Genomic DNA, 26,773 nt, shown 5'->3' on the forward strand with positions numbered 1-26,773 from the left:
GAAAAGAATTTAATGAGGAAAGACACCATGAAAAAATTCAACAAATTAATCACCAAATTTACCCGTTACTTGCAAATGTTACTGGTCATTGCGATGGGGCTGCTAGGAATCTTAATGATTCTACTTTTATTCAGAGAATTTGTCCCCTTAGTCCAAGAGTTTATGACTCATTCGATTTCCCACAGTAATTCAGCAATCCTAGACGAAATTATCGTCTTCTTTCTGTTCTTCGAATTTGCTTCGATGATTGTTGCTGCCTTGCGCCACAACGGTCACACTAGTCTCAACTTCTTGATGAGTTTAGGGGTCACTGCCCTAGTCAGAGGCTTAATCACCACCCACGGCAATCCGGAGAAGACTTTAATCGATGCCATTGCCATTTTGATCTTAATTATCGCCATTGTCGTCTTCAACAAAAATATGAAAGACAAGCTGATGTAATTACTCGGCAGAGGTTAATTTGATCCCGATGATGCCAATGATTAAGAAGGCAACAAAAATTAAGGGCTGCCAATTGAGATTTTCGTGAAAGCAAAAAATTCCAACGACAACCGCACCAACCGCTCCGATTCCGGTCCAGACGGGATAAGCGATGCTCAATGGCAAATGCTTAGTCGCAATGATTAATCCGGCAAAACTGGCAATCATCCCAATTACGGTTAAAACTGAAAACCATAGATTACTGAAGCCATTGCTTAACTTCATCATGGTTGACCAGAAGACCTCACATAAACCAGCAATTACTAAAAAAATCCACGACATTTGATTCATCCTTTCTGCTAAAGAAAAAAAGATAGTTAATACTTTCTTCTAAGACCTAACGAAAGTATCAGCTATCTTTTATTTTTCCCCGGTGGGAAATATCTAGTTTTTTCTGCTTTTATCTTAACAAATTAACTGAAAAATGCAATCTTATCAAAAAAGACCTGCACTAATACTCTAGGTTTCCCCTAGTGCTTAGTTACAGGTCCTTTTCTTAGTACTCTAATGCTGAATGCCAGGACTAGGGGTATCAATTCCAAATCCTTTACCATCAACGTTATCAGCTATTAAGTTATATTAGCATGTGCATTGCGTGTGCACTAACTAATCCAAGTTTTCATCATCTTTTCGTTAACATCACTTGTTACTCCTACATAAACTTTCATAAAAGTAGTAAGTGAATGCCCCATCCTTTCGGCTGCCCAAGGATAAGAAATTCCGGGCTTATTAGCCAAATTAGTACAAATAGTATGACGAAAACTATATAATGATAATTTATCTTTTCCTGAATCTATTTTTAAAGTTTTGCAAACCTTTTTTAGCATATCATTCATACCACTTTGCGAAATTGGATTTCCCATAGAAGTAGAACGATAATCTCTTAAATTCAGAAGTACAAGATCATATTTATTTTTTAAATTATGCTCCTTTAAAAATTGCGTTTGTCTAACTTTATACTTTTTAATAAAGTCAGCCAGTTCCCCAGAAATTGGCAAAACTGTTCTAGAAAATCCATGCGGTCTAGCTTTTAATGCTCCATTGAATCCATGTACATAATCCGACCATGAATCCGAAATTCTAAAAGTCCAAAACTTGCCATCTTTAACCAAATCAGTAAACTTTAAAGCTTGCACTTCCGCTGGACGCATTCCAGTTTCAGCTTCAATCCAAACCGCCAATTTAGCATTAGAATTATAAACGGTAGTTTTAGCTAAATCTGTTTGAACTTTGTCTTTAATTGCTTTAAGTTCATTATCTGTAAATAAATACTGCGATGGATTTACAGAAAACTCACTTTTTCTAAAGAAATGCTTTAAAGCATGTTCAGGAACTGGATTTTCTTTAATCACATTACTTACCAACAAGCTAAAAAAGTGATGCATATGAATCAATCTAGTCGAAATTACAGAATTTTTACTTACTGTAACTCCTCTATCTTTTACGAATTGATGCGCATATTTATTAACCACTGATCTAGTAATATCTTTAATTTTGGCCTTTTTAAAGTATTCTTTAAATGACTTTTCGGAATCCCTCCAAGCCTTTAAAGTCACCGGCGAAACAGTACTTGCTTTATCATCTACATACTTTTCAAAAGCATCAACAAATACCGTATTCTTCTCAGTAGGCTGAAAACCACTTTCATAATCTAACCACATTTTTCTCTCAATAGTGATAGCTTCTTTTTTAGTATCAGCATATTGAACCGGCCATGAAATTCTCTTTCCAGTTTACTTATCAATAGGTTGAATTCTAACTTGCCATTTTCCAGTAAACTTACCTTTTCGAATTTTTTTAATCATACATTTTCCCTCTTTTGATAAAAAAGGGATAAAACATAAGGTTACCCCTACATTTTACCCTCAATGCTTTATTTAGTCCAAGTCATTTCTTGATGCGCAATAAGTCTCAGTTATTACAAGTAATTGAAACTAAATATTGGCCAAGTAAAAGTTTTTAGACTTATAATTAATTAGTAATAACTTCGATTTAGTATAAAGAAAGGAATTAAGATGAATAAACATCCTGAATACCTATTAAACCAAATTTCAGGTCCAACTGATTTGAAAAAATTGAATCTTGACCAAATGCAACAACTGGCACAAGAAATTAGAACCTTAATTCTTGAAAAAGATGCTGCTGAAGGTGGTCACTTAGGTCCAGACCTGGGGATTGTTGAAACAACAATTGCTTATCACTACGTTTTTGATGCACCTAAAGACAAGATTGTCTGGGACGTTTCTCACCAAACTTACCCTCACAAAATGCTAACTGGGCGTGCTCTTGCCTGGCTTGATCCTGATCATTATGAAGACGTTACGCCTTACACTAACCCTGATGAAAGTCCATATGACTACTACGCTGTTGGCCACACCTCTACTTCAATTGGTTTGGCTACCGGTATGGCTAAAGCTAGAGACTTGATGGGCGGTCATGAAAACATTATGGCTTTAATCGGAGATGGCTCCATGACTGGTGGCTTAGCCTATGAAAGTTTAAACAACGCCGCTATTGAAAAACATAATTTAGTCGTTGTAGTTAACGACAACCAAATGTCCATCGATAATAATGTTGGTGGTTTGGTCACTGCTTTAAAGAAGTTACGCGATTCTAATGGCGAAACTAAAGAAAATCCATTCACTGCCATGGGCTTTGATTACCGCTATGTGGCCGACGGTAACGATATTAAATCAATGATTGAAGCCTTTGAAGCAGTCAAAGATGTTGATCACCCAATCTTACTTCACATCAACACTTTAAAAGGTAAAAGCTACAAGCCAGCAATTGATGAAGAAGAAGCACACCACTGGGTAATGCCATTTGACTTAAAGACTGATAAGCCATTAGCACCTGCTAGTGATGCCCCAACAGCTAGCTCAGTTGCTTTAGATGTTGTTAGCGGAGAAATTGAAAACGGCACTAACTTAATGGCAATTGACGCTGCGATTCCTGGTGTCTTTGGTTTAGACAGAATTAAAAAGCAATACCCGGACCACTATACCGATGTTGGGATTGCTGAACAAGAATCTGTTGCTTTTGCTGCTGGTGCAGCTAAAGAAGGCGCAGTTCCAGTTTTATTTGAAAATTCAACTTTCTTACAACGTGCCTTTGACCAATTATCACACGATGTTGCTGCTAATGACTTACCAGTAGTAATGATGGTTGCTGGTGGTGGAATTTCAGGCACCAGTAAGACTCACCTTGGTATTTTCGATCAAGTAATGATCTCTAACCTGCCTAACTGGATCTATCTTGCTCCAACTAACTTGGCTGAAGAAAAAGCTATGATGAAGTGGGCAATTAAGCAAAGAAAGCATCCTGTAGCTATCTTGGCTTTAGGTGACATGTATGCCATGCTTGGTGAAAAAGTTGCGGATAAACTTGGTGCAACTTTAGCTAACCCAGTTTCAGCTAATATCTTAGACAAAGATGCCTTAGATAAATTGGCTAAAGAAAATAAAGTCATCGTTACTATCGAAGACAACACTTTAGATGGTGGCTTTGGTGAAAAAGTCGCTTCATACTTAGGCGACCAAGATGTCAAGGTCTTGAACTACGGGCAAAAGAGAGTCTACACTGACCAAGTACCATTGAAGAATATTTTGGAAGATAATCGGATGACTGTTGATCAGATTGTCGCAGATGTAAAGAACGCTTAAAATTCTATATTTAACAAAAGCGAGTAGGATAATAACTTTCCTACTCGCTTATTTTTTCCATAAAAAAACAGCTGCCGGAGAGCAGCTGTCTTTGTGGTCAAACTTGCGTGACCACGGTGCGTAGAACATTGTAATTAGTCGGATTTACTTCTTAAGATTTTCGTTAACGAAGGCTTCGATTTTATCGTCTGAGTCTTTCAAAAATGGAAGCATATCTTCTTCCGTCTTCATGGTATCTCTACCATTCTTTTCCATAAAGTAGTCCCAAAGGGCATCTCTAACTGGCATATCAGAATCACTCCAGTCAAAAGCTTCCTTCATGTGACGGTCCAACAATGCAGTTTTAATAATTTCTGCCATCTTAATTACCTCCTAAAATATTCTACATTTAGTATTATACTGCTTTTTATAAGTTTGACCCAATAAAATACTCTCATTTTAAAGCATCGCGAAATTTATACTGCACCCGCCACCTAGCGTGCTGTATCTGATCGTCATTATAGCCCCATTTTTCATAAATTTCTTCCGGGCTAGTAATTCCCATTAACATCGCTAATGCGATAGCTTCAATTTTAGTTAAGCTGGCAAAGATTTCATCGTAAAACTCTTCAATAAAGTATTCAGGATGGACTCTACGCGATTCATGAATTAGGCGAATATCTTCCTCTTCTATTAATCTGTCCAGTGATTCTGCAAGTAAATAAGGTTTACGTCTAGGCGTCATATAAGGTCTAATTAAGGAACAAAAATGATTATTCAAGCAGCGATCAAAAAAAGAGGCAAAACGTCCGCGAGCTCCCTTAAATTTGACTGCTGCTATATAGCAGGCAATAAGGGCTTCTTGTTCCCAATCAAGCAAATCATAGTCGCGACGATAATATTTGCGTTTCAGTCTTTCAATGACCGGACGATACTCTTTCACTAAAGTCTTTAAAGCCTCATCTTCTCCTTGTTTGATTCGTTGAATTAACTCCATCCTTTTCTAGTGTCCATTCTTCTCTCCTGAGTGTTTTTTCTCAGAATACAAATTTTCTCAGAAAAATAGAATTGATCACCCAAAATTTACAAATAAAACTCCAATTTTATCGGTTAATTACAAATAAAAACTCGAAATTTTTCAATTTCGAGCTTCAATATTATTTTAATGGATTTCTACTATTTAACATTTGGTAAAGCAAGATCCCTGTTGCCACACTGGCATTAAGCGATTGCACATGTCCGACCATTGGTAAAGTTAGAGTTTGATCCATCTGCTTTTTAAGTAATGGCGCAATTCCTTTACCTTCATTTCCAATAACCAGAACCGTTTTACCATTGGCATTCCATTGCCGGTAATCTGTGCCCTTCATATCAGTACCAAAGACCCAGTAACCACGTTTTTTAAGTTCTTTAGTTGTCTGAACTAAATTATTAACACGTGCTACCGGAACATAGTCAATTGCACCTGTTGAAGTTTTAGCTACTACAGAAGTCAAGCCTGAGGCATGCCGCTTAGGAATAATAATCGCATCCACCCCTGTAGCGTCAGCTGACCGCAAAATTGAACCTAAGTTGTGTGGATCTTCAATTGAATCAAGCATTAACAAAAATGGCTCTTTGCCTTCATCATAAAATTGATCCAGTAACTGATCAAGATCAGCATATTCAAAACTAGAAACTGCCAACACTAGTCCCTGGTGATTGCCACCTTGCACTAATCGATCCAATTTATTCTTAGGCACCGTTTGTACAACCAATCGTTTACTCTTGGCTAAAGCATAAACTTGATTGGCAAAATCTTCTTGAATGCCATGTTGCAAAAACACTTTATTAATGCGGCTGGCATCTTGTGTTTTGAGAAAGTCTAATCCAGCGTGACGGCCAAAAACAAAATCTTTATCAATTGAAGTCATAATCTTTTAAACCACCATTTTCTACGGTTTCAATACACCACTTACTCAAATCATCTACCCGCTTATCTTGATGTGCCAAACTAAGATAGCCAATCATTGCTTCAAAGCCAGTCGAGAATTGATATGTTCTTAAACTGGTATGTTTAGCTTTGGTATGACTTTTAGCATTTCGACCACGCTTAAAGGCAGCTAATTCTTCTTCTGATAGCATTTGATCATCTTGCATCTTAGTAATTAACCCAGCTTGCGCTTTGGCAGAAACATAATGAGTTGCATCCCGTTGCAAATTTTGCGGCTTCACAATTTCACCTAAAATTAAATGCCGGCGAATATAAACTTCGTAAACTGCATCTCCTAAATAAGCCAAAGTTTGACCACTTAAAGTATTTGGATCAACCTCTTTTTCGGTTAATTGTTTAATTTTAATCACGAGTCCACCTAGTTCCTTGAGGAGTATCTTGAATCGTAATCCCCATTTCTTTTAATTGATCACGAATTTGATCACTAGTTGCCCAATCCTTATTCTTCCGCGCTTCATCACGTTTTTTAACTAACTGATCAATCTCATCATCGTTTGTCCCAGCATTTTGGCTGCAAAGTTGAGCAGTATCAATTCCAAAAACTAAGAGCCAAGCAGTAAGTTTATCCTTAAACAATTTCAATGATTGCTTATCAACCTTCTCGGCATTGGCATTAGCATTCACAATTGGCAACAAATCATAAATTGCAGTTAAGGCATTCTGCACATTAAAGTCGTCGTCCATTGCCATTTCAAACCTACGATTAGTCTCTTCAATTGCCGCAGCCAGTTCTGGCGAATTCTCGCTAGCCGTTTCATCTTCTAACCGATAGTTAATATTAACTAAACTATTCTTGAAACGGTCTAAGATCGTAGCAGCTTGTTTTAAATTTTCTTCTGAATAATTAATCTGCCGACGATATTGCACACTAGCCATGAAGAAACGTAAAACTTGCGAATCAACTTCCTTTAAAATGTCATGAACTGTTACGAAGTTATGCAGGGACTTAGACATCTTTTCTTCGTCTTTACCAACGGTTACAAAGCCATTATGCAGCCAATAATTGACGAATTTCTTGCCCGTCTTGGCTTCACTTTGTGCAATTTCATTTTCATGGTGTGGAAACTCTAAATCTTGACCACCACCGTGAATATCAATCGTATCACCTAAATATTTTGTCGACATCACAGAACATTCAATATGCCAACCAGGACGTCCTTTGCCCCAAGGAGAATCCCAAGAAATTTCATCGGGTTCTTTTTGTGCTTTCCAAAGAGCAAAGTCAATCGGATCTTCCTTACGATCTTGCTCTTCATCATTAATATGTTCTGACGCCCCTTCTTCAAGCTGATCAATATTTTGATCACTTAACTCACCATAATGCTTAAATTTCTTAGCACGATAATATACATCGCCTTGGCTTTCATAAGCATAGCCTTGATCAATAAGGGCTTGAACAAAGGAAATGATGTCTTTAATTTCATGAGTTGCACGGGGATGCAGTGTGGCAGCTTCGACATTCAAAGCGGCAGTATCTTCTAAATAGGCATTGATAAATTTTTCTGCTAGCTTGGGTACGGTAGTCCCTTCGCTGCGAGCTTCATTAATCATCTTGTCGTCAACATCGGTAAAATTAGAAACATACTTTACCTGGTAACCCCGATATTCAAAATAACGTCTGATAGTATCAAAGGCAATCGCACTTCGAGCGTTACCGATGTGAATGTAGTTATACACAGTAGGTCCACAGACATACATGCTAATTTGTCCTGGAACTAATGGTTTAAATTCTTCTTTTTTACGCGTCAGCGTATTATAGACTTTCACGGCTAACACTTATCCCTTCTGTAAAATTACTATCCTCATTTTAGCAGAAGAAAAAAGAAGTTGCAGTTATCTGCAGCTTCTTTTTACTTGCTTAATCTTTAACTTTAAAGATTATTTTCACTCATTTGCTTCAAAGTTAAGTCAATATGTTCAACCACACGCTTTTTACCTAAAAGTTCCATAGCTTCACCGATACCAGGGCCGACCATTGAACGAGTAGTGGCAATTCTGATTGGCATAAAGAGCTGGCGTCCCTTAACACCAGTAGCCTTACGTGTTGCTTGAATAGCATTCATAATTTGAACTGAAGTAAATCTTGGAACAAGGTCTAATTGCTTCTTGAATTCTTCAATTACGCCGCGACCATCATCATTCTTGATTTCTTCAATTTCCTCGTCTGAAAGATCCTTAGCTTCTTCAAAGAAGATCTTAGTCATGTCCACAATTTGCTTAGTGTAGGACATTTGAACTGAGTAAATGTTAACCAATTGACGAATCCATTCCATCTTTTCTGGAGTTGGATGTTCATCAACTAAACCTGCTTCTTGTAAGTTATTCAAAGCCAGGTCAAGTAAGGTATCACGATCAGCCTTCTTGATGTATTGGTTGTTAATCCATTCAAGCTTCTTTTGATCAAAGGCAGCAGGTGACTTAGACAAACGAGCTGGATCAAATAACTTGATAAATTCACGTTGGCTGAAAATTTCGTTTTCACCCTTTGGTGACCAACCAAGAAGAGTAATAAAGTTGAACATTGCGTCTGGTAAGTAGCCAAGATCACGATATTGTTCAATAAATTGTAAGACTGATTCATCACGTTTAGAAAGCTTCTTACCAGTTTCTGAGTTAATGATCAAAGTCATGTGACCAAACTTAGGTGGCTCCCAACCAAGTGCTTCATAAACAACTAATTGCTTAGGAGTGTTAGAAACGTGGTCATCCCCACGAAGGACGTGAGTAATCTTCATCAAGTGATCGTCAATCACAACGGCAAAGTTGTAAGTTGGCATCCCATCACGTTTTTGGATAACAAAGTCACCACCGATGGTGTCTGATTCAAATTCAAGGTGACCCTTAACAATGTCGTCCCATGAATAAGTTTCCATTTCTGGAATATGAATCCGGACAACTGGCTTGAGGCCTTTTGCCTTAGCTTCTTCTTGTGCTTGCTTAATTTCGTCAGCAGTCATACCTTCATATTCATAAGTGTAGTGAGGAGCAATACCCATTGCACGTTGTTCTTCACGTTGGGCTTCAAGTTCTTCTTCAGTCTTATATGAATAGTATGCTTTACCTTCGTCAATTAATTGATCAATGTACTTTTGGTAAATATCTTTTCTTTCTGATTGACGGTATGGACCATAGTCTCCGCCCTTGTCAGGACCTTCATCCCAATCAATACCTAACCAGTGCAAGTTTTCCATTTGAGACTTAGAACCGCCCTTAACATTCCGCTTTTGGTCGGTATCTTCAATTCTCAAAACAAAAGTACCCTTGTTATGACGAGCAAACAAATAGTTAAAAAGTGCAGTACGTGCATTACCAATATGTAAATGTCCTGTTGGACTTGGTGCATATCTTACACGGATTTTTTCTTTAGCCAAAATTCATGCCTCTTTCACAATATAGTAGATTTTAACATTCTTAGTTTACGCGCAATAAGTGAAAAGTTCAATTACTGCTAGCCAAAAACTAATTTTAATGCTTGAGGAATGCTAGCAACAGGAACTACTTCAATTCCAAAATTCTTTAAACTACTAGTCATATTATGGCGCGGAATAAAAATTCTTGTGAAGCCGACCTTTGCTGCTTCCTTAATTCGAGCTTCAATCTTATCAACTCTTCTAACTTCGCCAGTCAAGCCAACTTCGCCAACAAAACAATCAGTCGGTAAAATTTCTTTATCGGTATAACTAGAAGCTACGGCCATCACAACTGCTAGATCAATTGCTGGTTCATTCAATCTAATTCCACCAGTAGCTGTTAAATAAACATCTTGATTCTGCAACATCAAATTACCCCGCTTTTCTAGCACAGCAAGCAGTAAAGCGGCCCGATTATAGTCAATACCTGAAGTGGTTCTTTTGGCATAGCCAAAGGCGGTTGGCGTAACCAAGGCTTGAATTTCAGCTAGTAATGAGCGAGTTCCTTCTAAGGAAACCACGACAGCTGAGCCGGTTGATTTGGGTAACCGTTGATCTAAAAAAATTGAAGATGGATTAGTTACTTCATGCAAACCTTCATTAACCATTTCGAACATGCCAATTTCATTAGCAGCCCCAAAACGGTTCTTCACTGAATGCAAAATTCGGTAGGAATGATGTTCATCCCCTTCAAAATACAGCACGGTATCAACCATGTGCTCCAAAATTTTAGGACCAGCAATGGCACCCTCTTTGGTAACATGACCAATGACAAAGACCGTGATTGCGTCCATTTTAGCGATTTTCATCAGTTCACTGGTTACCTCTCTTACTTGGGAAGCAGATCCCGTCATGGAGTCCAAACTCGGCTCATTCATCGTTTGAATGGAATCAATTACCAAAAAATCTGGCTTAACCTCATCAATTTGTTCACGAATATCGTGCATATCTGTCTCAGGATATAAAAGCATTTTACTTTGACCAACACCTAAGCGGTCAGCCCGTAATTTAATTTGGTTAGCTGATTCTTCTCCTGAAACATACAAGACTTTATATTTTTCTGATAAATCACTCATGATTTGCAGCATTAAGGTCGACTTACCAATTCCGGGGTCACCCCCAATTAAAACCAAAGAGCCAGGAACAATCCCGCCGCCTAATACTCGGTTTAATTCCTCAGATTTAGTTGGGATCCGGTCTTCCTTTTTAGCAGCCACTTCATCTAATTTAACCGGTTCATTAATGCCTGTCTTCTTGATTAATTGACTTGGAGCTACCTTGGCAGATCTCTTTTGAACTTCTTGAGTTTCTTTTTCAAACTGGTTCCAAGCACCACAATTAGGGCAACGACCTAAATAGCTAGCAGAAATATAACCACAAGAATGACATTTATATTGGGTTTTAACTCGTGCCATTAATCATCTTCCTCTTCATTTGTAGATCCAAAGCCGCTTAAGCGTGCACGGCTAATTGGATGATCATCGTCAGTTTTAAGATACTTCATAAAAATCCCTTGGGCAATCCGGTCGCCCTTGTGGATATGAAGTGGACAAACACCATAGTTTAAAACTTGGACAAATAACTCTCCTTCATTATTAGGATTGTTATAATAATCCGCATCAATTACGCCGATCCCATTCGGCAAAGCTAAATGCTTTTTAAAAGTATTAGATGAACGGTTAGCCAAAATCAGAACTTCATCTTCTGGCATATAAACTTTTAATCCCGTTGGCACCAAAAGCGGTTTAAGAATTTTATCAGCCATTTCAAAATCCCGTTCATACAGTTGGTGACCATTTCTAATTAACCGAAAAATTCTAACAAAATCTAAGCGCCAAATGCTTGGAATGGTAATATCTTCGGCCGCCTCAATATCATAACCAGCACTGGCTAAAGTTTGCCGTCTAGGCAAGTTAATACCTGCATCCTTATATCTGGTAACAACTTCAAATCCGCGTGTTTTCATCTTCCATAACTCCATAAAAAAATCCTATGACAGTTATCCATTTTACAATGTTTTGCAGAAAGAAAAAATGAATATGTATCTCCAAGATCAAAAAAGCGTTTGAGCAGTTGCTCAAACGCCTTTTGATTAATCAAGAATTATTCACCTTTAATTACTTGAACACGAGGGTTCTTAGGACCTTGTGCCTTAGAAATTACGCCTTCATCAGTTAATTTTTCGATTTGATCTGGATCATAACCAAGTGAAGCCAAAATTTCCTTGTTGTTTTCACCAAGGTCTGGTGCACGCTTATAATCAGGCTTGTAGTTAGCAAGTGAGAATGGTAAACCAATAGTCTTGAACTTGCCACGGTTACCACCTTGATCGATGGTTACAATAGTACCATCTTCGTTCAAGTCTGGGTCATTTTCAATTTCGTGCCAATCAAGAACTGGACCTACAGGAACACCAGCAGCACCCAAAGTCTTAGTTAATTCATACTTATCGTATTGCTTAGTGTAGCTTTCGATTAATGGATAAATTTCTTCCTTGTGTAATTGACGGTTTTGCCAACCATCAAAGCGAGGATCAGTAATCCATTCTGGGTGACCCATCGTGTTAGCAATTGCTGCCCAGCTCTTGTCACTGTTTTGGATAACGATGTATACGTAAGCGTTAGGATCAGTTTCCCAGCCCTTAGCCTTGTAAGTCCAACCAATAACTTGACCACCTTCAGTGTTCTCAGCACGAGGAATAGCCTTGCCCCACTTCCAGTTAGGGTAAACAGCGTAGTGAGGTAAAGCACCTAAGTTGTCTAACATGATTTGGTCACGTAATTTAATCCGGCAAAGGTTAAGTACAGCATCTTGCATTGATTGGTATACGAAAGTACCTTCACCAGTGTGTTCACGTTGAAGAAGGGCTGCTAAGATACCGATAGCTAAGTGCATCCCTGAGTTTGAGTCACCTAAAGCAGCAGCTGATTGGGTAGGAACGTTAGCTTTGCCTTCGTTCCAACCAGTAGCAGAAGCAGCACCACCAGCAGATTGCGCAACTGGTTCAAAGGCCTTAACATTTTCAAAACGTGAACCTTCATTAAATCCCTTAAGTGAAGCGTAAATCAACTTTGGATTCAACTTGTGAACAGTGTCCCAGCCAAAGCCGTTACGTTCTGCTGAACCTGGAGCAATGTTTTCAACAAAGACATCAGCCTTCTTAAGTAAGTCGGACATAATCTTCTTACCTTCGTCGGTCTTAATGTTCAAAGTCAAAGACTTCTTGTTAGCATTTAATTGTAAGTAGTAAAGACTCCATGAGTCTTGGATATCAAGTAATTCGTTTCTAGTTGGATCACCAGTACCAGTACGTTCAATTTTAATAACTTCAGCACCAAGCCAAGCTAAAAGTTGTGTACATGAAGGACCTGATTGTACTTGGGTCCAGTCAACGACTTTAACGCCTTTTAAAGGAGCGTAATTATTTTCTTCTGTCATTTTAATTGCCTCTTCTTTTAATTAGCCGATTAGTTATTCTTATTTTCTAAACTTGATAAATCGAGTTTGGGATTCAAATTACCAATGTGACCTGATTCCTTACCCATTGATGGTGCAATTTGAACATCAATTAAGCTTGGACGACCAGACTCAACAGCCTTACTAAAGGTATCAGCCATTTCTTGGTAGTTAGTTACAAAGTAGCTGTCACCACCAAATGCCTTAGCCATTAAGTCGTATCTTGCCTCAGCATCAAGTGTAGTTGGCCCTAATTGATCAGATACTACTTGATCGGTACCGTTGTAAATACCACCATTGTTAACAACGACAACGGTGATTGGTAAGTTGTAACGGCAGATGGTTTCCATTTCCATTCCGTCAAAACCAAAGGCACTATCACCTTCAAGAGCAACAACATGCTTGCCAGTTTCAACAGCAGTGGCAATAGCGTAGCCAAGACCAACACCCATTACGCCCCAAGTACCAGTATCAAGACGGTGACGTGGCAACTTCATGTTGACTAAGTTACGACCGATATCAAGTGTGTTAGCACCTTCACTGACAATGTAGGTATCTGGGTTCTTGGTGAAGTAATCGTTAATTGGTTCAATTGCACCGTAGTAACCAAATTCTGGATTAGTCTTACCAGCTTCAATTCTCTTAGCAAATTTAGCGTCATTCTTAGCAGTATCGTCTGCAATAGCACCAAGCCAAGCTGGATCTGCCTTGTAGTTAGCTGCCTTTAAAGCTGGAACTAACTTGTTCAAAATTGAGCCTAAATCACCTAAAAGTGGAGCTGAGATCTTTTGCGTAGAATCAAATTGAGTTGCTTCAATATCTAATTGAATGAACTTAGCATCTGGATTGAATTGTGGTGCATCACCAAATGAAAGCATCCAGTTCAAACGAGCGCCAATCAAGATCACAACATCAGCACTCTTCAATGACAATGAACGAGCAGCGGCTGCTGAGTGCTTATCACCATCTGGAATGACACCCTTAGCCATTGACATTGGCAAGAATGGAATATCAGTATTATTAACTAATTCTTGAACTTGCTTTTCAACGCGGGCATAAGCAGCACCCTTACCTAAAATGATTAATGGCTTCTTAGCACTCTTGATCAATTCAACAGCGCGGTTAACAGCTTCATCACTTGGTTCTTGCTTTGGTGCTGGGTCAACAATTTCAAAAATACCATTATCAGTTGCGTCTTCTGGAAGCATTGAAGAAATAGTGTCAGCTGGCAAGTCAAGATAAACACCACCTGGACGACCTGAAACAGCAGTTCTAATTGCTCTTGCAACTGCAATCCCAACATCTTGGGCACGGTCTACACGGTAAGCTTTCTTACAGAATGGCTTAGCCATGTTATATTGGTCAATTCCTTCATAGTCACCTTGATCAAGGTCAATAATATGTCTTTCTGAAGAACCAGAAATCATGAGCAATGGGAAACAATTCTTAGTAGCTTGAGCTAAAGCAGGAAGACCATTCATAAATCCAGGTGCTGAAACAGTAAAGGCAACACCAGGTTTTTGAGTCAAAAAGCCAGCAGCTGCGGCAGCATCAACAGCAGCATCTTCACGACGGAAGCCGTAATACTTCATTCCGCGCAATTCTGCTAATCTCATCATGTCAGTAATTGGAATACCAACAACACCATAAAGATTCTTAATTCCATGCTTTTGTAAAGCTTCAAGCATTAAGCTTGCGCCAGTTCTATCTAATGAACTATCAGCCATAATTAGCCTCCCTTAATTACTAATTACTGATATTATTTACGACTTTATTATTGTTTAATTTTTTCACAGATAAAGGTCTTTTAACTGATCTTTACCATCTTTATTTTTTCTTTATTAATTAATGGAACATACTGGATAAAATTGGCAAAAGCCAAATCCAGAAGATACAAGTTACAGCAAAGAAGACGGTTGAAACTGCAACTGAGCTAGCCCCTTCTTTGACATAGATATTGTAGCGACTGGAAATGATAATTCCGGAAAATGCTGGTGGTAAAGCAGTTGCCAAACAGAGCATTGAAATCTTATTTGGATCTGATCCCATTCCGCATAAGTAAGCAGCTAAGACAATAATTGCTGGTGTTAAGATCAAACGATAGAAGGTGTTCCAAAGAACTTCTTTATCAATTGAGAACTTAACCGTTGATAGTGATAACCCAGCAGCTAAAACCGCTACACCAGAATTAGCTTTAGCAATCAAATCAAAACTTGGATCCCAAGCTACTGGAATCTTCAAACCGAGCAAAACCAAAATTACAGCCAATAATGGAGCAGCGGCAACTGGTTGTTTAACTGCATTGATAATTGCTTCAACTGTTGAATTGCCTGGTTCCTTCTTCTTACGACCTGCATGACTTCTAATTTCAGCTCTAGCTAAATCAATTTCACGCGTAATCCCGACTTCTTTTAAAGCTTTAGCTTCCTCGTCAGTAACTGAAACCCCATCAGGAATTGTTTTCACAACATCCTTTGGTGCTACTGCCTTAGATTTTAGTGCAGTTGCCGTTTGATCGTCAGCTTTTTTGACTTGGTGCACCCCAGCTTTCATTCGATCGTTAGCTTGCCCCTTATTAATTAAAGCCAAACCGATTGGAATGGTAACCGCGTTAACCACGATCGAGACAATTCCGATTACCAAATTGGTTGTTACATCATTGCCATAGATTGGATCAAGGATAGCAAATCCCAAAAAACCAATTGTTGGTGAACCAGCAATTAAAGCACAGACGGCTGCTTGTTGCGTTGAACGATGGAACAGCAGCTTATCTAACCAGTAACTAAGCAAGAACAAGCCAGTTACTCCGATAATGGAAATCAATGTTAAAACTACGTCTTGAGCAAACATTGATCTAGTTGCTTTGACAATTGACACAAACAAAGCAGCTGGTAAAGCAATATTCAGCACTAATTTATTTAGCCCTTGTCTTTGATCATCATCAAAGAACTTTACCTTACCGCAGATATATCCCAAGATCATAATGACCAAGATTGGAATAATATCGTTGACTAGTATTGTAGTCATGATCTTTTCCTCCCTTTCCTAAGAAATAAAAGTCAATATAAGTCCGATCCTTATGAGATTATAAGATGTTTGATTATCGGCGTAATGCCGCATCCTACAAGCAGATAAAGCTGTCCTTACAGGGTTTAATATACGCAACTTGATAACAGAAAACAATTGTAAACACTTAAAAATAAAAAGATTTCACTTATCATTTTTAAGTGATAAAGTTAAGTAGATAGTAGTAATAATCAGCCTAAAAGAGGGTGTATATAATGACAAAAAATAACTTTAATTTACCAAATTATGAAAAATTAGAAGCAGATAATCCACACTTGGATAAAAACAAGGCTTATCCTTTAGCTGGCGTTTTAGTAGTTGATTTTACTCATGTGCTTTCAGGACCAACCTGTACCCGAATGTTAGCTGATGCCGGAGCAAGAGTTATCCACATTGAGCGTCCAACTGGGGATGATACCAGACACATGGGACCATATCTTGAGGATAAATCAAGTGAATATTTTCGGATCGCCAACGTCGGTAAGGAATCGATTGCTCTTGATTTGAAGAAAAAAGAAGATCGAGACTTTGCTGAAAAGATGATTTCTAAGGCCGATGTTGTTGTGGAAAACTTCCGTCCAAGAGTAATGAAACGCTTAGGATTAGGACCTGATGAGATGGTTAAAAAGTATCCTAAACTGGTTTATGCTTCAATTTCTGGCTTTGGTCAATACGGCCCAATGCATAATCAAGCAGCATATGATACAATTGTGCAAGCTTTGTCAGGCATTATGGATGCAACTGGTCAACCAGCTCCAAAGGGTTCTCCTACTCGGGTTGGAACTTCGGTTTCGGATGTTGTTGCTGGCATTATGGGCTATGCCGGTATTACCACTGCCCTTTATGCTCGTGAAAAAACAGGCAAAGGAACTACGGTTGATATCTCAATGCTAGATACGACTTTAAGCTTAATGGTGCAGGATTTGATGACTGCCCTAGGCCCCCACAAAGTGCCTGAAAGAATCGGGAATCGGCACCCTTACATGTACCCATTTGATACTTTTGAAAGCCAAGATCGTTTGCTGGCTATCTGTTGCGGTAATGACCATCTCTGGAGTTTATTAAGCAATGCCTTAGCTCATCCCGAATGGGTTACTAAAGCTGAATTTAAGACCAATGACTTACGGGAAGCTAATTGGCAAGATGTTAAAAATGCCATGGAAGCTGTCTTAAAGACCGATAACGCTGAAAACTGGCGACAAAAACTTGAAGAAGCTGGTGTGCCAGTCGGAATTGTGCAAAACGTTGTGGATACTTGCCAAATGCCACAAATTATCGAACGTGGTATGATTAAACGCTTGCCTGATGGCCGCGACGTCTTAGGAACTCCGATTAAATTCGGCACGTGGAATTCTTACGGTGCTCAAAAAGACTCACCTGCTTTAAATGAAAATGGGAACGCCATTCGCGCTGAATTTGATGGCAAGAATTAAAGAGTAAAGGAATTATTTGATGTATAATCCACAAGACTCACACCAATTTTTTGAAATTTATGATAATCATGACGTCTTAGTTTGCCGCTGGACCATGGATCAGATCGACAGAAAAGATGGGACTGTCTGGGTAATGAACCATTTTTTCTATAACCCAACGACTGCTTCTAAAGAATCAATGCCATTTCTACTCGACGATGAAATGCAGACGGCGTTGTCAATTGCACAAGAAACTAAACTTCCCATTTGGCCATTAGATCCAATGATTATTGCTTATTTTAAGCAGCATCCTGAATTTCATCAGATTTGGTATCACAAACCTTATAGCATCTAAAAAAGCTCCGCTGTCGCGGAGCTTTTATTTTTGCCATTTATTATATTGCGCACCATTTGGTAAAGTAAATTCTATTTGATTATAGCCATTCCAAGTTGTTTGAGCTTTAACTAATTTGGTCTCTTCGTTATTAACCTTGATTGGCTCTAACCCCATTGAATGACGAACTTGCTTAGAGACTTCATTGATCGCTTGTGGCGTAGCGATTTGAAAAGCTGCGCCATCAATCATCGCATCCTTACCTCGCAACTGTTCTTGTTGAGTAGAATTCATTGCGGGAGCATAATTTTGGTATAAAGTACGTAAATCGTCTAATGGGACATCGGTCCTAACGCCATCTTTAATGGCCATTACTATTTGATGAACTGCTAGTAAATTTCCTTTATCTCTAAATTTTTTAATGGCACTAGTGAAAACCTGTTGTCCTCTGCGTTGCCGGCCATAATCATTATCAGGATCTTGATAACGCATCCGGGCATAGCCTAAAGCTTCCTTGCCGTTCAACTTTTGACGGCCTTTTGGATATTGATGACCGTCAAACTTAAAGGCAAACGAATTATCAACTTCAACACCGCCAACTGCATCAACTACTTTTTTCAAGGTACCCATGTTGACTAAGGCGTAATAATTTACCGGTACTGCTAATAATTCATTAACTGTTTTTTTGGCTAATTTTGGGCCACCAAGGGCGTAGGCAGCATTAATTTTTTCATAAATTGAACCTTTCTTGGTAGTGATTTTCACTAAAGTATCCCGTGGAATTGCAGTAATAACACTACTTCCATCTGTTGGATTAATGGTTAATAATTCCATCGTATCGGTATTACCCACATAAGCGTCATTGCGACCAAGAGCACCGACATCCGTTCCCATAATTAAGACCGAAATCGGTCGACCTTTTTGGATTTTTGCCTTATCCTTAGCAGAATGATTGACCAAAATTTCATTAGTAGCGGAGCGTAAGTAAGCATAACTAACACCACAAATCAAAAGGATTAGTAATAATAATCCAGCAATAATTGGTCGCCAAATTAGCTTTTTAGCACGTGGAGTTTCACTACGCATAATGCGGCGCACTTCTTTTTGGGATGGTGTCTTCTTTTCAGTCATAAAAGCCCCTTTCTTTTCTCTATTACTAGCTTAACAAGCAACCAGTTTTAATTAAATATTATTCGATCATTTTTTAATTGTTCTTTATCCTGATATAAAATTTTTGTATATCTTATCTAAAATCAGTATATCTAGCTGACTAATGACACGTATCTTATTATAAGATAAAATTAAAAATGAAACTGGATCCAAAAAAGGAGGATTTTTTAATGGCAAAAGAAATTAACAATGATACCATTGCAAAGTTTGAACAAGATTTAAACAATCACCCTGTTTTTAACGTTGCTAGTCATGCAGCCCAAGAAACCGGGATTTATAAGGCAAGTCAAAACTTACAAACTAAGATTGACTTAGACCCAACTTTTTCAATTGAAATTGAAACTGGTAAGCCTGCTGATCAAAAGCAATCAGGTCGTTGCTGGATGTTTAGTGCTTTGAACACTATGCGTCACCCATTGCAAAAGAAATTTAAGTTAAAGGACTTCGAATTATCACAAAACTACACTAACTTCTGGGATAAATTTGAAAAGTCTAACTGGTTCTTTGAAAACGTCATTGCGACAGCTGATAAGGACTTAGGCGATCGTAAGGTTTCATTCTTATTCACTACCCCACAACAAGATGGTGGTCAATGGGACATGCTTTGCGGCATTATTGAAAAGTACGGTATTGTGCCAAAGAGCGTTTACCCAGAAACTGCTAACGCAACTAACTCAAGTGCTTTGAACGACACTTTGAACACTCTGCTTCGCAAAGATGGTTTGGAACTTCGCAGACTTGTTAACGATGGTAAGTCAGAAGATGAAGTACAAGCTCGCAAGGAAGAAATGTTAAACGATGTTTTCCGTGTTCTTGCAATTTCACTTGGTGTTCCACCAAAGAAATTCAACTTTGAATACCGTGACGACGATCACAACTACCACATTGACAAAGACATTACTCCTAAGGAATTCTTTGACAAGTATGTTGGCATGGATTTAGCTAACCACATTTCAACTATCAATGCTCCAACTAGTGATAAGCCTTTCCACAAAGTATTCTCAGTTGAATACTTAGGTAACGTTGAAGGCGGCCGTCAAGTTCGTCACTTGAACTTAAAGGTTGATGAAATGAAGGACCTCATCATCAAGCAATTAAAGAGCGGTGAAGTTGTTTGGTTTGGTTCAAATGTTGTTAAGGATTCTGAACGTCGCGCTGGACTTCTTGACACTAACCTTTACCGTCGTGATCAATTATTCGACGTTGACTTCTCAATGTCTAAGGCTGACAAGCTTGATTCCGGTGAAAGTATGATGGACCACGCCATGGTCATCACTGGTGTTGACATTGTTGACGGCAAGCCAACTAAGTGGAAGATCGAAAACTCATGGGGTGAAAAGCCAGGCTTTAAAGGTTACTTCGTTATGAGTGATTCATGGTTTGACTCATTTGTTTACCAAGCAGTGATCAACAAGGATATCTTGCCAGAAAACCTCAAGAAGGCTTATGACGAAGGTAAGGATAATCCTATTCAATTATTGCCTTGGGACCCAATGGGTGCTTTAGCATTTAAGTATTAATTACTAACACCAACGAAAAAAAGCTGAAAGTTGTATTTACTTTGCAACCTTCAGCTTTTTTCTTTTACTTAATTAAGCATTAACAATTGTAATTCGTTCTTCATGATGCTTGTCTTCAATAGCTTCTTTAACTACTAACTTAGCCATCGTACCGGCAGTTACCTTGGATTCGCCATTTTCATTAAAGAGTAAATCATTGCCACCAATAACATACTTTCCTGCTGGACCTGGTTCAAATTCTGCTGCTGGAGAAATGCCCATCCAGTTAACACCCTTGATTCCCTTCAGAAATTGCAATTCTTTTAATTGTTGCTTTGGTGTATTAATCCAGGTTTCCGCACCTGGCATTTTAGCAATCTCTTCAACAAAGTAATGATGATCACTACCTGTCAGCAAACTTCCAGCTCCTAAAATAAAGATTAACTTTGCCTTACTCTTGCGGGCAACTTCAACTAACTTCTTAGCCAAATCAATCTGAAAAGCAGCATTTTCTGGACTTGTACCAAAGGCATCAACAATAATATCAAACTTTTCAAGTAAACTATCATTCATTGTTAAGACGTCACCAATTAAAAGTTGCGCATCATCACCTAAGATTTTTTTAGCCTTTGCTTCGTTACGAACAATTCCAGTCACAGCCAAGTCTTCATTTTGACTAGCTAACTTGTAAATCTCACTACCTGCCATCCCTGATGCACCAATAATTGCTATTTTTCTCATTATTCATACCTCCGTTTATAAATATTCGTTTCAGTTTTACTTTATCATGAATAATGAATGTTTCGCTTACATAAAGATTTCTTTAATAAATAGGCACCCCTAATGCAATATTCAATTATTAGCTCTACCGTACACTAAAAAGCAGTCTATTGCAAACGATTACAAATAGAGGTTATAATTTTTCTCCCAAGTGCAAATCCTTGCATCTGCCTACCTAAAGCAATTACAATGTAAGCGAATTCAGTAGAGAGAATTCACGGGATAGATTTATTTAGGAGAAAAAAACATGACAGATTATTCTAAGAGACAACTAAAAGCTTTAGACAGAATCTCAAAGAAGATTACTGACGCTGAAAGTCACTTAGCTAAAATTGAAGATTCAGTACCCGACAAACGTCACCGTACTGCACAACACGAAACTATTAAAGACATTAAATCTATTTTGAAGCATGCTAGAAAAGTCGGCGAATATGATGCCGAAATCGATGCTAAGGCTGCCGAAAAAGAATACGTCTATGTTGAAGACGAAGAAGGCGTCATGAAGGATCTTGAAAAAGAATTCAAGGACTTAGATGAAAGACTTGATAAATTAAGTGATACTGACGGTTATGATATTAAGCGTTACCGTGAAGAACATCACTCACTTGAAAAGGCTAAGGAAGTTCTAGCTAAAGCTGGAAAATTAACGTAATTTACTCTACATAACTAAAAGAGCGTAAGTAGATAAAATTAATTATCTACTTACGCTCTTTTGTATTTTCATTAAATCAAATATTTTTCTGACTTCATGTACCACTTCTTAACCGCTGTAGTTAAAGCGATATACAAAACCAACATAATAAAGACGATTGCTAAGAAATAAACTGGAATCGGGCCAAACTTCATTACTTTGGCAATTGGCGTAATAAATGGTAAGACCGTTCCAATCACAGCCATTCCAATTGTTGACCAGCTAACAATTGCTGTTGCATGTTGCTTAATAAATGGCAATTTTGGATCTCTTAAAGCGTGAATGACCATTTCTTGAGTCCAAAGAGATTCAATGAACCAACCTGTACAAAAGACGAGGCTGAACGATATTTTCTGAATAGCTGTTGCACTTGCATAACTTGTCCCCACCACCTGTGGACAAACAACAAAGAACAAAACGGCATAAGTCAAAATATCAAAGACCGAAGAAGTTGGTCCAAAGTAAAACATAAACTTTGGCAACTTTTTGGTGCTCCACTTTCTAGGTTCTGCTAAATAATGCCGATTCATCGTATCAAATGGAATCGATAAACAACTTGTTCCGTACATCAAATCAAGAATCAATAATTGAATTGGTAACATCGGCAAAAACGGTAAGAAAGAAGATGCTACTAAGATTGATAAAATGTTACCAAAGTTAGATGATAAGGTAATTTTGATATACTTCATCGTATTACCAAAAACTTGCCGTCCAATTTGAACTGCACGTTCCAAAATCCGCAAATCTTTATGAAGCAAAATAATATCAGCTGATTCTTTGGCAATATCCACAGCTGTATCCACAGAGATTGAAACATCGGCAGCCTTCATGGCAGGAGCATCATTGATCCCATCCCCCATATAAGCTACAGTGTGGCCATCTTCTCTTAACACTTTAATAATCTTAGCCTTCTGCATTGGCGATAGCTTAACGAAAACATTACATTCTTGCACCATCTGCTTGAGTTCGTCATCACTCTTATTTTCAATATCTTTGCCTTGATAAACCTTATCAATATCAAGACCTACCTGGGCCCCAACATTTCTCGTCACGGCTTCATTATCACCAGTCAAAATCTTAACCGTAATTCCATCTTGTTTTAAAGCATCCAAGGCTTCTTTAGCACTATCCTTTGGCGGATCAAGAAAGGCTAAGAAACCAGCCAAAATTAATTCTTGTTCATCATCTACCCCAAATTCACCGACTGGGGCAGGATTTTTCTTATAAGCAAGCAAAACTACTCTTAATCCGTCTCGATTCATTTCATCGATTTTGGTCAAAATTTCTTTTCTAGCTGCTTTATCTAAAGGCTTAATTTCACCATCAGTTTCCACCCGATTGGAGCAAGCCAGCATTTCCTCTGCCGCACCTTTAGTGACCAATAAGTGTTCATTTTGCTTATTTTTAACTACCACGCTCATTCTCCGGCGTCTAAAATCAAACGGAATTTCATCAATCTTTTGATAATCTTGCTTAATTTTAGCAGTATCAATTTCTTCATCAGCGGCGTGAATGATCGCCTCATCCATTAAGTCTTTCATCCCGGTTTGGTAGTAACTATTTAAAAATGAAAGTTCTAAAACCTTAGGCTTTTCTTCTAGATTTAAATTGTAATGACGCTCAAGGACAACTTTATCTTGGGTCAGTGTTCCTGTCTTGTCAGTACATAAAACGTCCGCTGAACCAAAGTTTTGAATAGAACTCATTCTTTTAACGATTGTTTCATGCTTAGCCATTTCAACAGAACCCTTAACCAAATTACTAGTCACAATTACTGGCAACATTTCTGGTGTTAATCCTACTGCCGTTGCAATGGCAAAGATCAAAGCATTAAACCAATCACCCTTGGTTAATCCATTAATTAAGAAAACTAATGGTGCAATTACTGCCGTCATTGTCAGTAATATCTTAGAAATATTCTTAATCCCAATATCAAACGTTGTCTCTTTATTTTTATTCTTAGCTAAGCTTCGTGCTAAATTACCAAAGACAGTTTCATCCCCTGTTGCGAAGACAACTCCCATGCCAGAACCAGAAATAATATTTGTGCCTTCATACAAAATATTAGGATAATCTAGATAACTTTCATCATTAGCTGGTTTTTGATCAGCAACCTTTTCCACAGGATTGGATTCACCATTTAAAGAACTAGCAGAACAAAAGAGATCTTTACTATGAAGCAAACGCATATCTGCGGGAACTAAGTCTCCAGCAGTTAAATTAATAATGTCACCTACCACTACTTCTTTAGTTGGCAATTCCTGATCTTTTTGGTCACGTCTAATATTGGTAGTAACTGAAACCATATTCAAAAGACCTGTTACAGCATCATTGGTTCTAACATTTTGAATAAAACTAGTTAATCCCGAAATTAAGATCATCACCAACATAATAATGACAGTACTTAAATCCTTATCAGCTGGTGCTGCCAATAAATAATTAGTAAAAAAAGATAAAGTTGCTAAAAGTAGCAATACACCGGTAAATGGAGTCATAAATGCATCCAGTAAAAAATGTAACTTAGGATGGCGTTCCTTATTCGATACTTCATTTAGGCCGTCTCGTTCTAATCGTTCTTTAGCTTGCTTAGAATCTAACCCTTGAATTGATGTGTGTAATTTATCTAATACCTCACTCTTTTCCTCTCTTGCAATCTGTTTAGCCAAAGTCGCATCAGTTAATACACGATCTTTAGAGTTGATTTTTAACATTTCAATCACTCCCCTAAAAACTCGGCAAACAAACAAAAAGACCAATGCAAAACTGCCTTGGTCTTAATATCAAGCGATTCATACTCGTCGTTCAGTTTTAACACTACGTAACGTGAAGTTGGTTCAACTAGCTGACTGGGAAAAGCCTTAACTCGACAGTTCCTGTTTAACCCGTTGGCATCTCTGGATGTTGCTGGGCGTCAGCGTATATTTACGTAGGAGTCTCACCTAACAGTTTATTTGCTTTACTTATTTAATTGACACTTTTAGGATAAAAGGTTAACAGCAGATATACAAGTTACTTAAATAAATCTTTATCTTCTTAAAGTTTTTAGATACCTTTTATTAAGATTTTTTATTTTCAACAAAACGAAAAAGTCAAAATAGTTCTGAACTATTTCGACTTTTTTGTTACCAAATATGAAGTAAGCGGGTTGGATCTAACTTACTTAAATTAAATTGGTGTACATGTTGTTGTTTATTTTCAAGGAATTCCTTCAAATAGTCAGCAACATTAAACAATCCTGTATAATATGACCAAACTCCATGCACCTTTTTAATTGGATCAAGCATCTCATTGCGCACTGGATATGCGGAAATCAAAAAATGCTTGTGATGAAACTTAAAAACGAAGTATGGCAATTTAAAGCCTTCAACTGCTTCTTCCTTAGTCTTAGCAATGGTTACCACATTGCGGTAAGTACCATACTTCTCCGTAAACTTATCGTTAAAGGAAAAATAGAAATTAGAAATATGCACATGTGGAAAATCTGCTTCTGCTACTTTGTCAGGAACCGCAACGACATGTGAATAATGATCTAAATTACTTTCTCGTTGTGATAAAGCCCGTTCCATTTGATTAGGACTAATTGCATGAGCCCAATCTGGTACTTCAGGATGAGCCTCATAAGAACGATACATTTGCTTAACAACTTCAGGCTTCACCCAATCGTAATGCATTCGAATCTGATTACGTTTAAGCAGACTCTCTAGGGTATTGTGCTGCATTAAATCAACGACAAATAATTCATAGTGGTATTTATCCACCCATGGTTTAAAGTGCTCAATCGCACTTGGTACGATGTGCGTCCCATCGACAATGACCGTTTCTCCATTTGACATTTTATGTTCGACTAGTTTGTCGACCAATTTTTGAGTCTGGACGGTTACATGTCGAGGAATTACCTGGTGTAAATAATCGGCATCCTCTTGATAATAGACTGTTAAATCCGCCAATAATAACCGAATCTGATCGCGACTAATCGCATACGGTTGTAAGTGATGGCGAGCAATAAAAGAAGATTTACCGGAGCCAGGTGCGCCTCGTAATAAAAATATTTTACGCATACTGTATAACTCCAAACTAGAAATTCAATATTATCGTAATAAATTTTACCATAATTGTTGCCAATTCCTTATTCTGAGCTTAAAAAAGTATGCAAATCCATTTTTTAATGCAATATTTTTTTATCAATAATGTTCAATTGCTCATCCATTGTATAAATAATTGGTTCCGCATTTGGTACTTCTAATTTCACAATATCATGATCATTAATTTCTTCTAGTTTCTTAATTAATGCTCTCAAACTTGAGCCATGTGCTACTACTAATTGATCTTCCTGCATCATCAAGCGGGAAGCAATTTCATCATGATAATATGGCAATAAACGTAATTGGGTCTGATGTAAACTCTCTGCTCGCGGCATTAAATGCTGATCACATAACTGATAGCGACGATCAACAATCGGCGACCCCTGCTTAGGCGGGACCGAGTCAAAGCCGCGTCGCCACTCAAGCACTTGCTCTGCGCCAAAGACTTTACGTGAAATATCCTTATTAAGTCCGCGTAGAGCGCCATAGTGCCGTTCATTAAGCCGCCAAGTCTTAGTCATTGGTAGATACAAAAAATGACAGACATCCGCCACAATGTTGGCTGTCACAATGGCCCGTGATAAGACTGAGGTATGAATATGCGTAGGATAAAAATCAGGAATCTGCTTAATTAATTCACCTGCTTTTTGCGCTTGTGCTTTTCCTTTTTCGGTTAAAGGTACATCATTCCATCCAGTATAGACATTAGCTGCATTGGCAATACTTTCACCATGTCTCACTAAAACTAACTTAACCATG

At 38.1% G+C, this 26,773-nt stretch carries 24 protein-coding genes and 1 riboswitch; of the genes, 6 read left to right on the forward strand and 18 right to left on the reverse strand.

What is annotated here, in order from left to right; translation table 11 throughout:
* The first annotated feature begins 27 nt into the window (after window positions 1-27).
* Window positions 28-441, forward strand: coding sequence for a phosphate-starvation-inducible protein PsiE (gene psiE / locus EJK17_RS05300; protein WP_103660776.1), 414 nt, complete (start codon window positions 28-30; stop codon window positions 439-441).
* Here psiE and EJK17_RS05305 read toward each other — a convergent pair whose 3' ends face one another.
* Together EJK17_RS05305 and EJK17_RS05310 are read right to left on the reverse strand one after the other, a co-directional pair.
* Window positions 442-762: a DMT family transporter gene (locus tag EJK17_RS05305; RefSeq protein ID WP_127796263.1), complete on the reverse strand. Its 321-nt coding sequence runs from the start codon at window positions 760-762 to the stop codon at window positions 442-444.
* Between the two features lie 320 nt (window positions 763-1,082).
* A complete protein-coding gene (locus EJK17_RS05310) occupies window positions 1,083-2,141 on the reverse strand; it encodes a tyrosine-type recombinase/integrase (RefSeq protein ID WP_342769166.1) in 1,059 nt (352 codons plus the stop codon).
* Between the two features lie 354 nt (window positions 2,142-2,495).
* On the opposite strand from EJK17_RS05310, the gene EJK17_RS05315 reads away from it, so the two are divergent.
* A complete protein-coding gene (locus tag EJK17_RS05315; RefSeq protein ID WP_127796264.1) occupies window positions 2,496-4,142 on the forward strand; it encodes a 1-deoxy-D-xylulose-5-phosphate synthase in 1,647 nt (548 codons plus the stop codon).
* Between the two features lie 144 nt (window positions 4,143-4,286).
* Here EJK17_RS05315 and EJK17_RS05320 read toward each other — a convergent pair whose 3' ends face one another.
* From EJK17_RS05320 to EJK17_RS05370, 11 genes are all read right to left on the reverse strand, one after another.
* The gene (locus EJK17_RS05320; RefSeq protein ID WP_103660779.1) at window positions 4,287-4,502 is read right to left on the reverse strand and encodes a P8 family protein; all 216 of its coding nucleotides are present in this window, start codon (window positions 4,500-4,502) and stop codon (window positions 4,287-4,289) included.
* Between the two features lie 73 nt (window positions 4,503-4,575).
* Window positions 4,576-5,118 (reverse strand): sigma factor, encoded by a 543-nt coding sequence (locus tag EJK17_RS05325; RefSeq protein ID WP_103660780.1) that lies wholly within the window; start codon window positions 5,116-5,118, stop codon window positions 4,576-4,578.
* A gap of 160 nt (window positions 5,119-5,278) precedes the next feature.
* On the reverse strand, window positions 5,279-6,034 hold the full coding sequence (gene rlmB, locus EJK17_RS05330) for a 23S rRNA (guanosine(2251)-2'-O)-methyltransferase RlmB (RefSeq protein ID WP_103660781.1): 756 nt from the start codon (window positions 6,032-6,034) through the stop codon (window positions 5,279-5,281).
* The gene (locus EJK17_RS05335; protein ID WP_103660782.1) at window positions 6,021-6,464 is read right to left on the reverse strand and encodes a Mini-ribonuclease 3; all 444 of its coding nucleotides are present in this window, start codon (window positions 6,462-6,464) and stop codon (window positions 6,021-6,023) included. Before EJK17_RS05335 ends, rlmB begins: the two co-directional genes overlap by 14 nt.
* Window positions 6,457-7,881 carry a cysteine--tRNA ligase gene (cysS, locus tag EJK17_RS05340; RefSeq protein ID WP_425459969.1) on the reverse strand — a complete coding sequence of 475 codons (1,425 nt, stop codon included), beginning with the start codon at window positions 7,879-7,881 and terminating at the stop codon, window positions 6,457-6,459. Before cysS ends, EJK17_RS05335 begins: the two co-directional genes overlap by 8 nt.
* Window positions 7,882-7,985: 104 nt before the next feature.
* Entirely contained in the window at window positions 7,986-9,485 is a 1,500-nt protein-coding gene (gene gltX / locus EJK17_RS05345; protein WP_103660784.1) for a glutamate--tRNA ligase, read from the reverse strand.
* 77 nt (window positions 9,486-9,562) lie between these two features.
* Window positions 9,563-10,939, reverse strand: a complete 1,377-nt coding sequence (radA, locus tag EJK17_RS05350; protein WP_103660785.1) for a DNA repair protein RadA — start codon at window positions 10,937-10,939, stop codon at window positions 9,563-9,565.
* On the reverse strand, window positions 10,939-11,490 hold the full coding sequence (locus EJK17_RS05355; RefSeq protein WP_103660786.1) for a dCTP deaminase/dUTPase family protein: 552 nt from the start codon (window positions 11,488-11,490) through the stop codon (window positions 10,939-10,941). The genes radA and EJK17_RS05355 overlap by 1 nt, the downstream gene beginning before the upstream one ends.
* A 137-nt stretch (window positions 11,491-11,627) precedes the next feature.
* The gene (gene frc, locus EJK17_RS05360) at window positions 11,628-12,962 is read right to left on the reverse strand and encodes a formyl-CoA transferase (protein WP_103660787.1); all 1,335 of its coding nucleotides are present in this window, start codon (window positions 12,960-12,962) and stop codon (window positions 11,628-11,630) included.
* A 29-nt stretch (window positions 12,963-12,991) separates the two neighbouring features.
* Complete coding sequence (oxc, locus tag EJK17_RS05365) at window positions 12,992-14,707, reverse strand: oxalyl-CoA decarboxylase (RefSeq protein WP_103660788.1); 1,716 nt, start codon at window positions 14,705-14,707, stop codon at window positions 12,992-12,994.
* Between the two features lie 118 nt (window positions 14,708-14,825).
* A complete protein-coding gene (locus tag EJK17_RS05370) occupies window positions 14,826-16,007 on the reverse strand; it encodes an AEC family transporter (protein ID WP_103660789.1) in 1,182 nt (393 codons plus the stop codon).
* 254 nt (window positions 16,008-16,261) lie between these two features.
* Between EJK17_RS05370 and EJK17_RS05375 the strand changes: the two genes are divergently transcribed.
* Together EJK17_RS05375 and EJK17_RS05380 are read left to right on the forward strand one after the other, a co-directional pair.
* Window positions 16,262-17,479 carry a CaiB/BaiF CoA transferase family protein gene (locus EJK17_RS05375; RefSeq protein WP_103660790.1) on the forward strand — a complete coding sequence of 406 codons (1,218 nt, stop codon included), beginning with the start codon at window positions 16,262-16,264 and terminating at the stop codon, window positions 17,477-17,479.
* Window positions 17,480-17,498: 19 nt separating this feature from the next.
* On the forward strand, window positions 17,499-17,813 hold the full coding sequence (locus EJK17_RS05380; protein ID WP_103660791.1) for a hypothetical protein: 315 nt from the start codon (window positions 17,499-17,501) through the stop codon (window positions 17,811-17,813).
* 24 nt (window positions 17,814-17,837) lie between these two features.
* Here EJK17_RS05380 and EJK17_RS05385 read toward each other — a convergent pair whose 3' ends face one another.
* Window positions 17,838-18,923, reverse strand: a complete 1,086-nt coding sequence (locus EJK17_RS05385; protein WP_127796265.1) for an LCP family protein — start codon at window positions 18,921-18,923, stop codon at window positions 17,838-17,840.
* Between the two features lie 209 nt (window positions 18,924-19,132).
* On the opposite strand from EJK17_RS05385, the gene pepC reads away from it, so the two are divergent.
* Complete coding sequence (gene pepC, locus EJK17_RS05390; protein ID WP_103660793.1) at window positions 19,133-20,482, forward strand: aminopeptidase C; 1,350 nt, start codon at window positions 19,133-19,135, stop codon at window positions 20,480-20,482.
* Window positions 20,483-20,554: 72 nt separating this feature from the next.
* Here pepC and EJK17_RS05395 read toward each other — a convergent pair whose 3' ends face one another.
* A complete protein-coding gene (locus EJK17_RS05395) occupies window positions 20,555-21,202 on the reverse strand; it encodes an NAD(P)H-binding protein (protein WP_103660794.1) in 648 nt (215 codons plus the stop codon).
* A gap of 286 nt (window positions 21,203-21,488) precedes the next feature.
* On the opposite strand from EJK17_RS05395, the gene EJK17_RS05400 reads away from it, so the two are divergent.
* Window positions 21,489-21,893, forward strand: a complete 405-nt coding sequence (locus EJK17_RS05400) for a hypothetical protein (RefSeq protein WP_103660795.1) — start codon at window positions 21,489-21,491, stop codon at window positions 21,891-21,893.
* Window positions 21,894-21,964: 71 nt separating this feature from the next.
* On the opposite strand, the gene mgtA is transcribed toward EJK17_RS05400, so the two are convergent.
* The 3 genes from mgtA to EJK17_RS05415 all read right to left on the reverse strand — a co-directional run bounded on the left by mgtA (window position 21,965) and on the right by EJK17_RS05415 (window position 26,772).
* Window positions 21,965-24,643 (reverse strand): magnesium-translocating P-type ATPase, encoded by a 2,679-nt coding sequence (gene mgtA / locus EJK17_RS05405; RefSeq protein ID WP_127796266.1) that lies wholly within the window; start codon window positions 24,641-24,643, stop codon window positions 21,965-21,967.
* Window positions 24,644-24,718: 75 nt separating this feature from the next.
* Window positions 24,719-24,886: riboswitch (M-box (ykoK) riboswitch) on the reverse strand.
* A 168-nt stretch (window positions 24,887-25,054) separates the two neighbouring features.
* Complete coding sequence (locus EJK17_RS05410) at window positions 25,055-25,990, reverse strand: AAA family ATPase (protein ID WP_103660797.1); 936 nt, start codon at window positions 25,988-25,990, stop codon at window positions 25,055-25,057.
* Window positions 25,991-26,094: 104 nt separating this feature from the next.
* Complete coding sequence (locus EJK17_RS05415; protein ID WP_103660798.1) at window positions 26,095-26,772, reverse strand: 2,3-bisphosphoglycerate-dependent phosphoglycerate mutase; 678 nt, start codon at window positions 26,770-26,772, stop codon at window positions 26,095-26,097.
* Between the last annotated feature and the right edge of the window lies 1 nt (window position 26,773).

This window comes from Lactobacillus xujianguonis (assembly GCF_004009905.1).
Lineage (GTDB): Bacteria > Bacillota > Bacilli > Lactobacillales > Lactobacillaceae > Lactobacillus > Lactobacillus xujianguonis.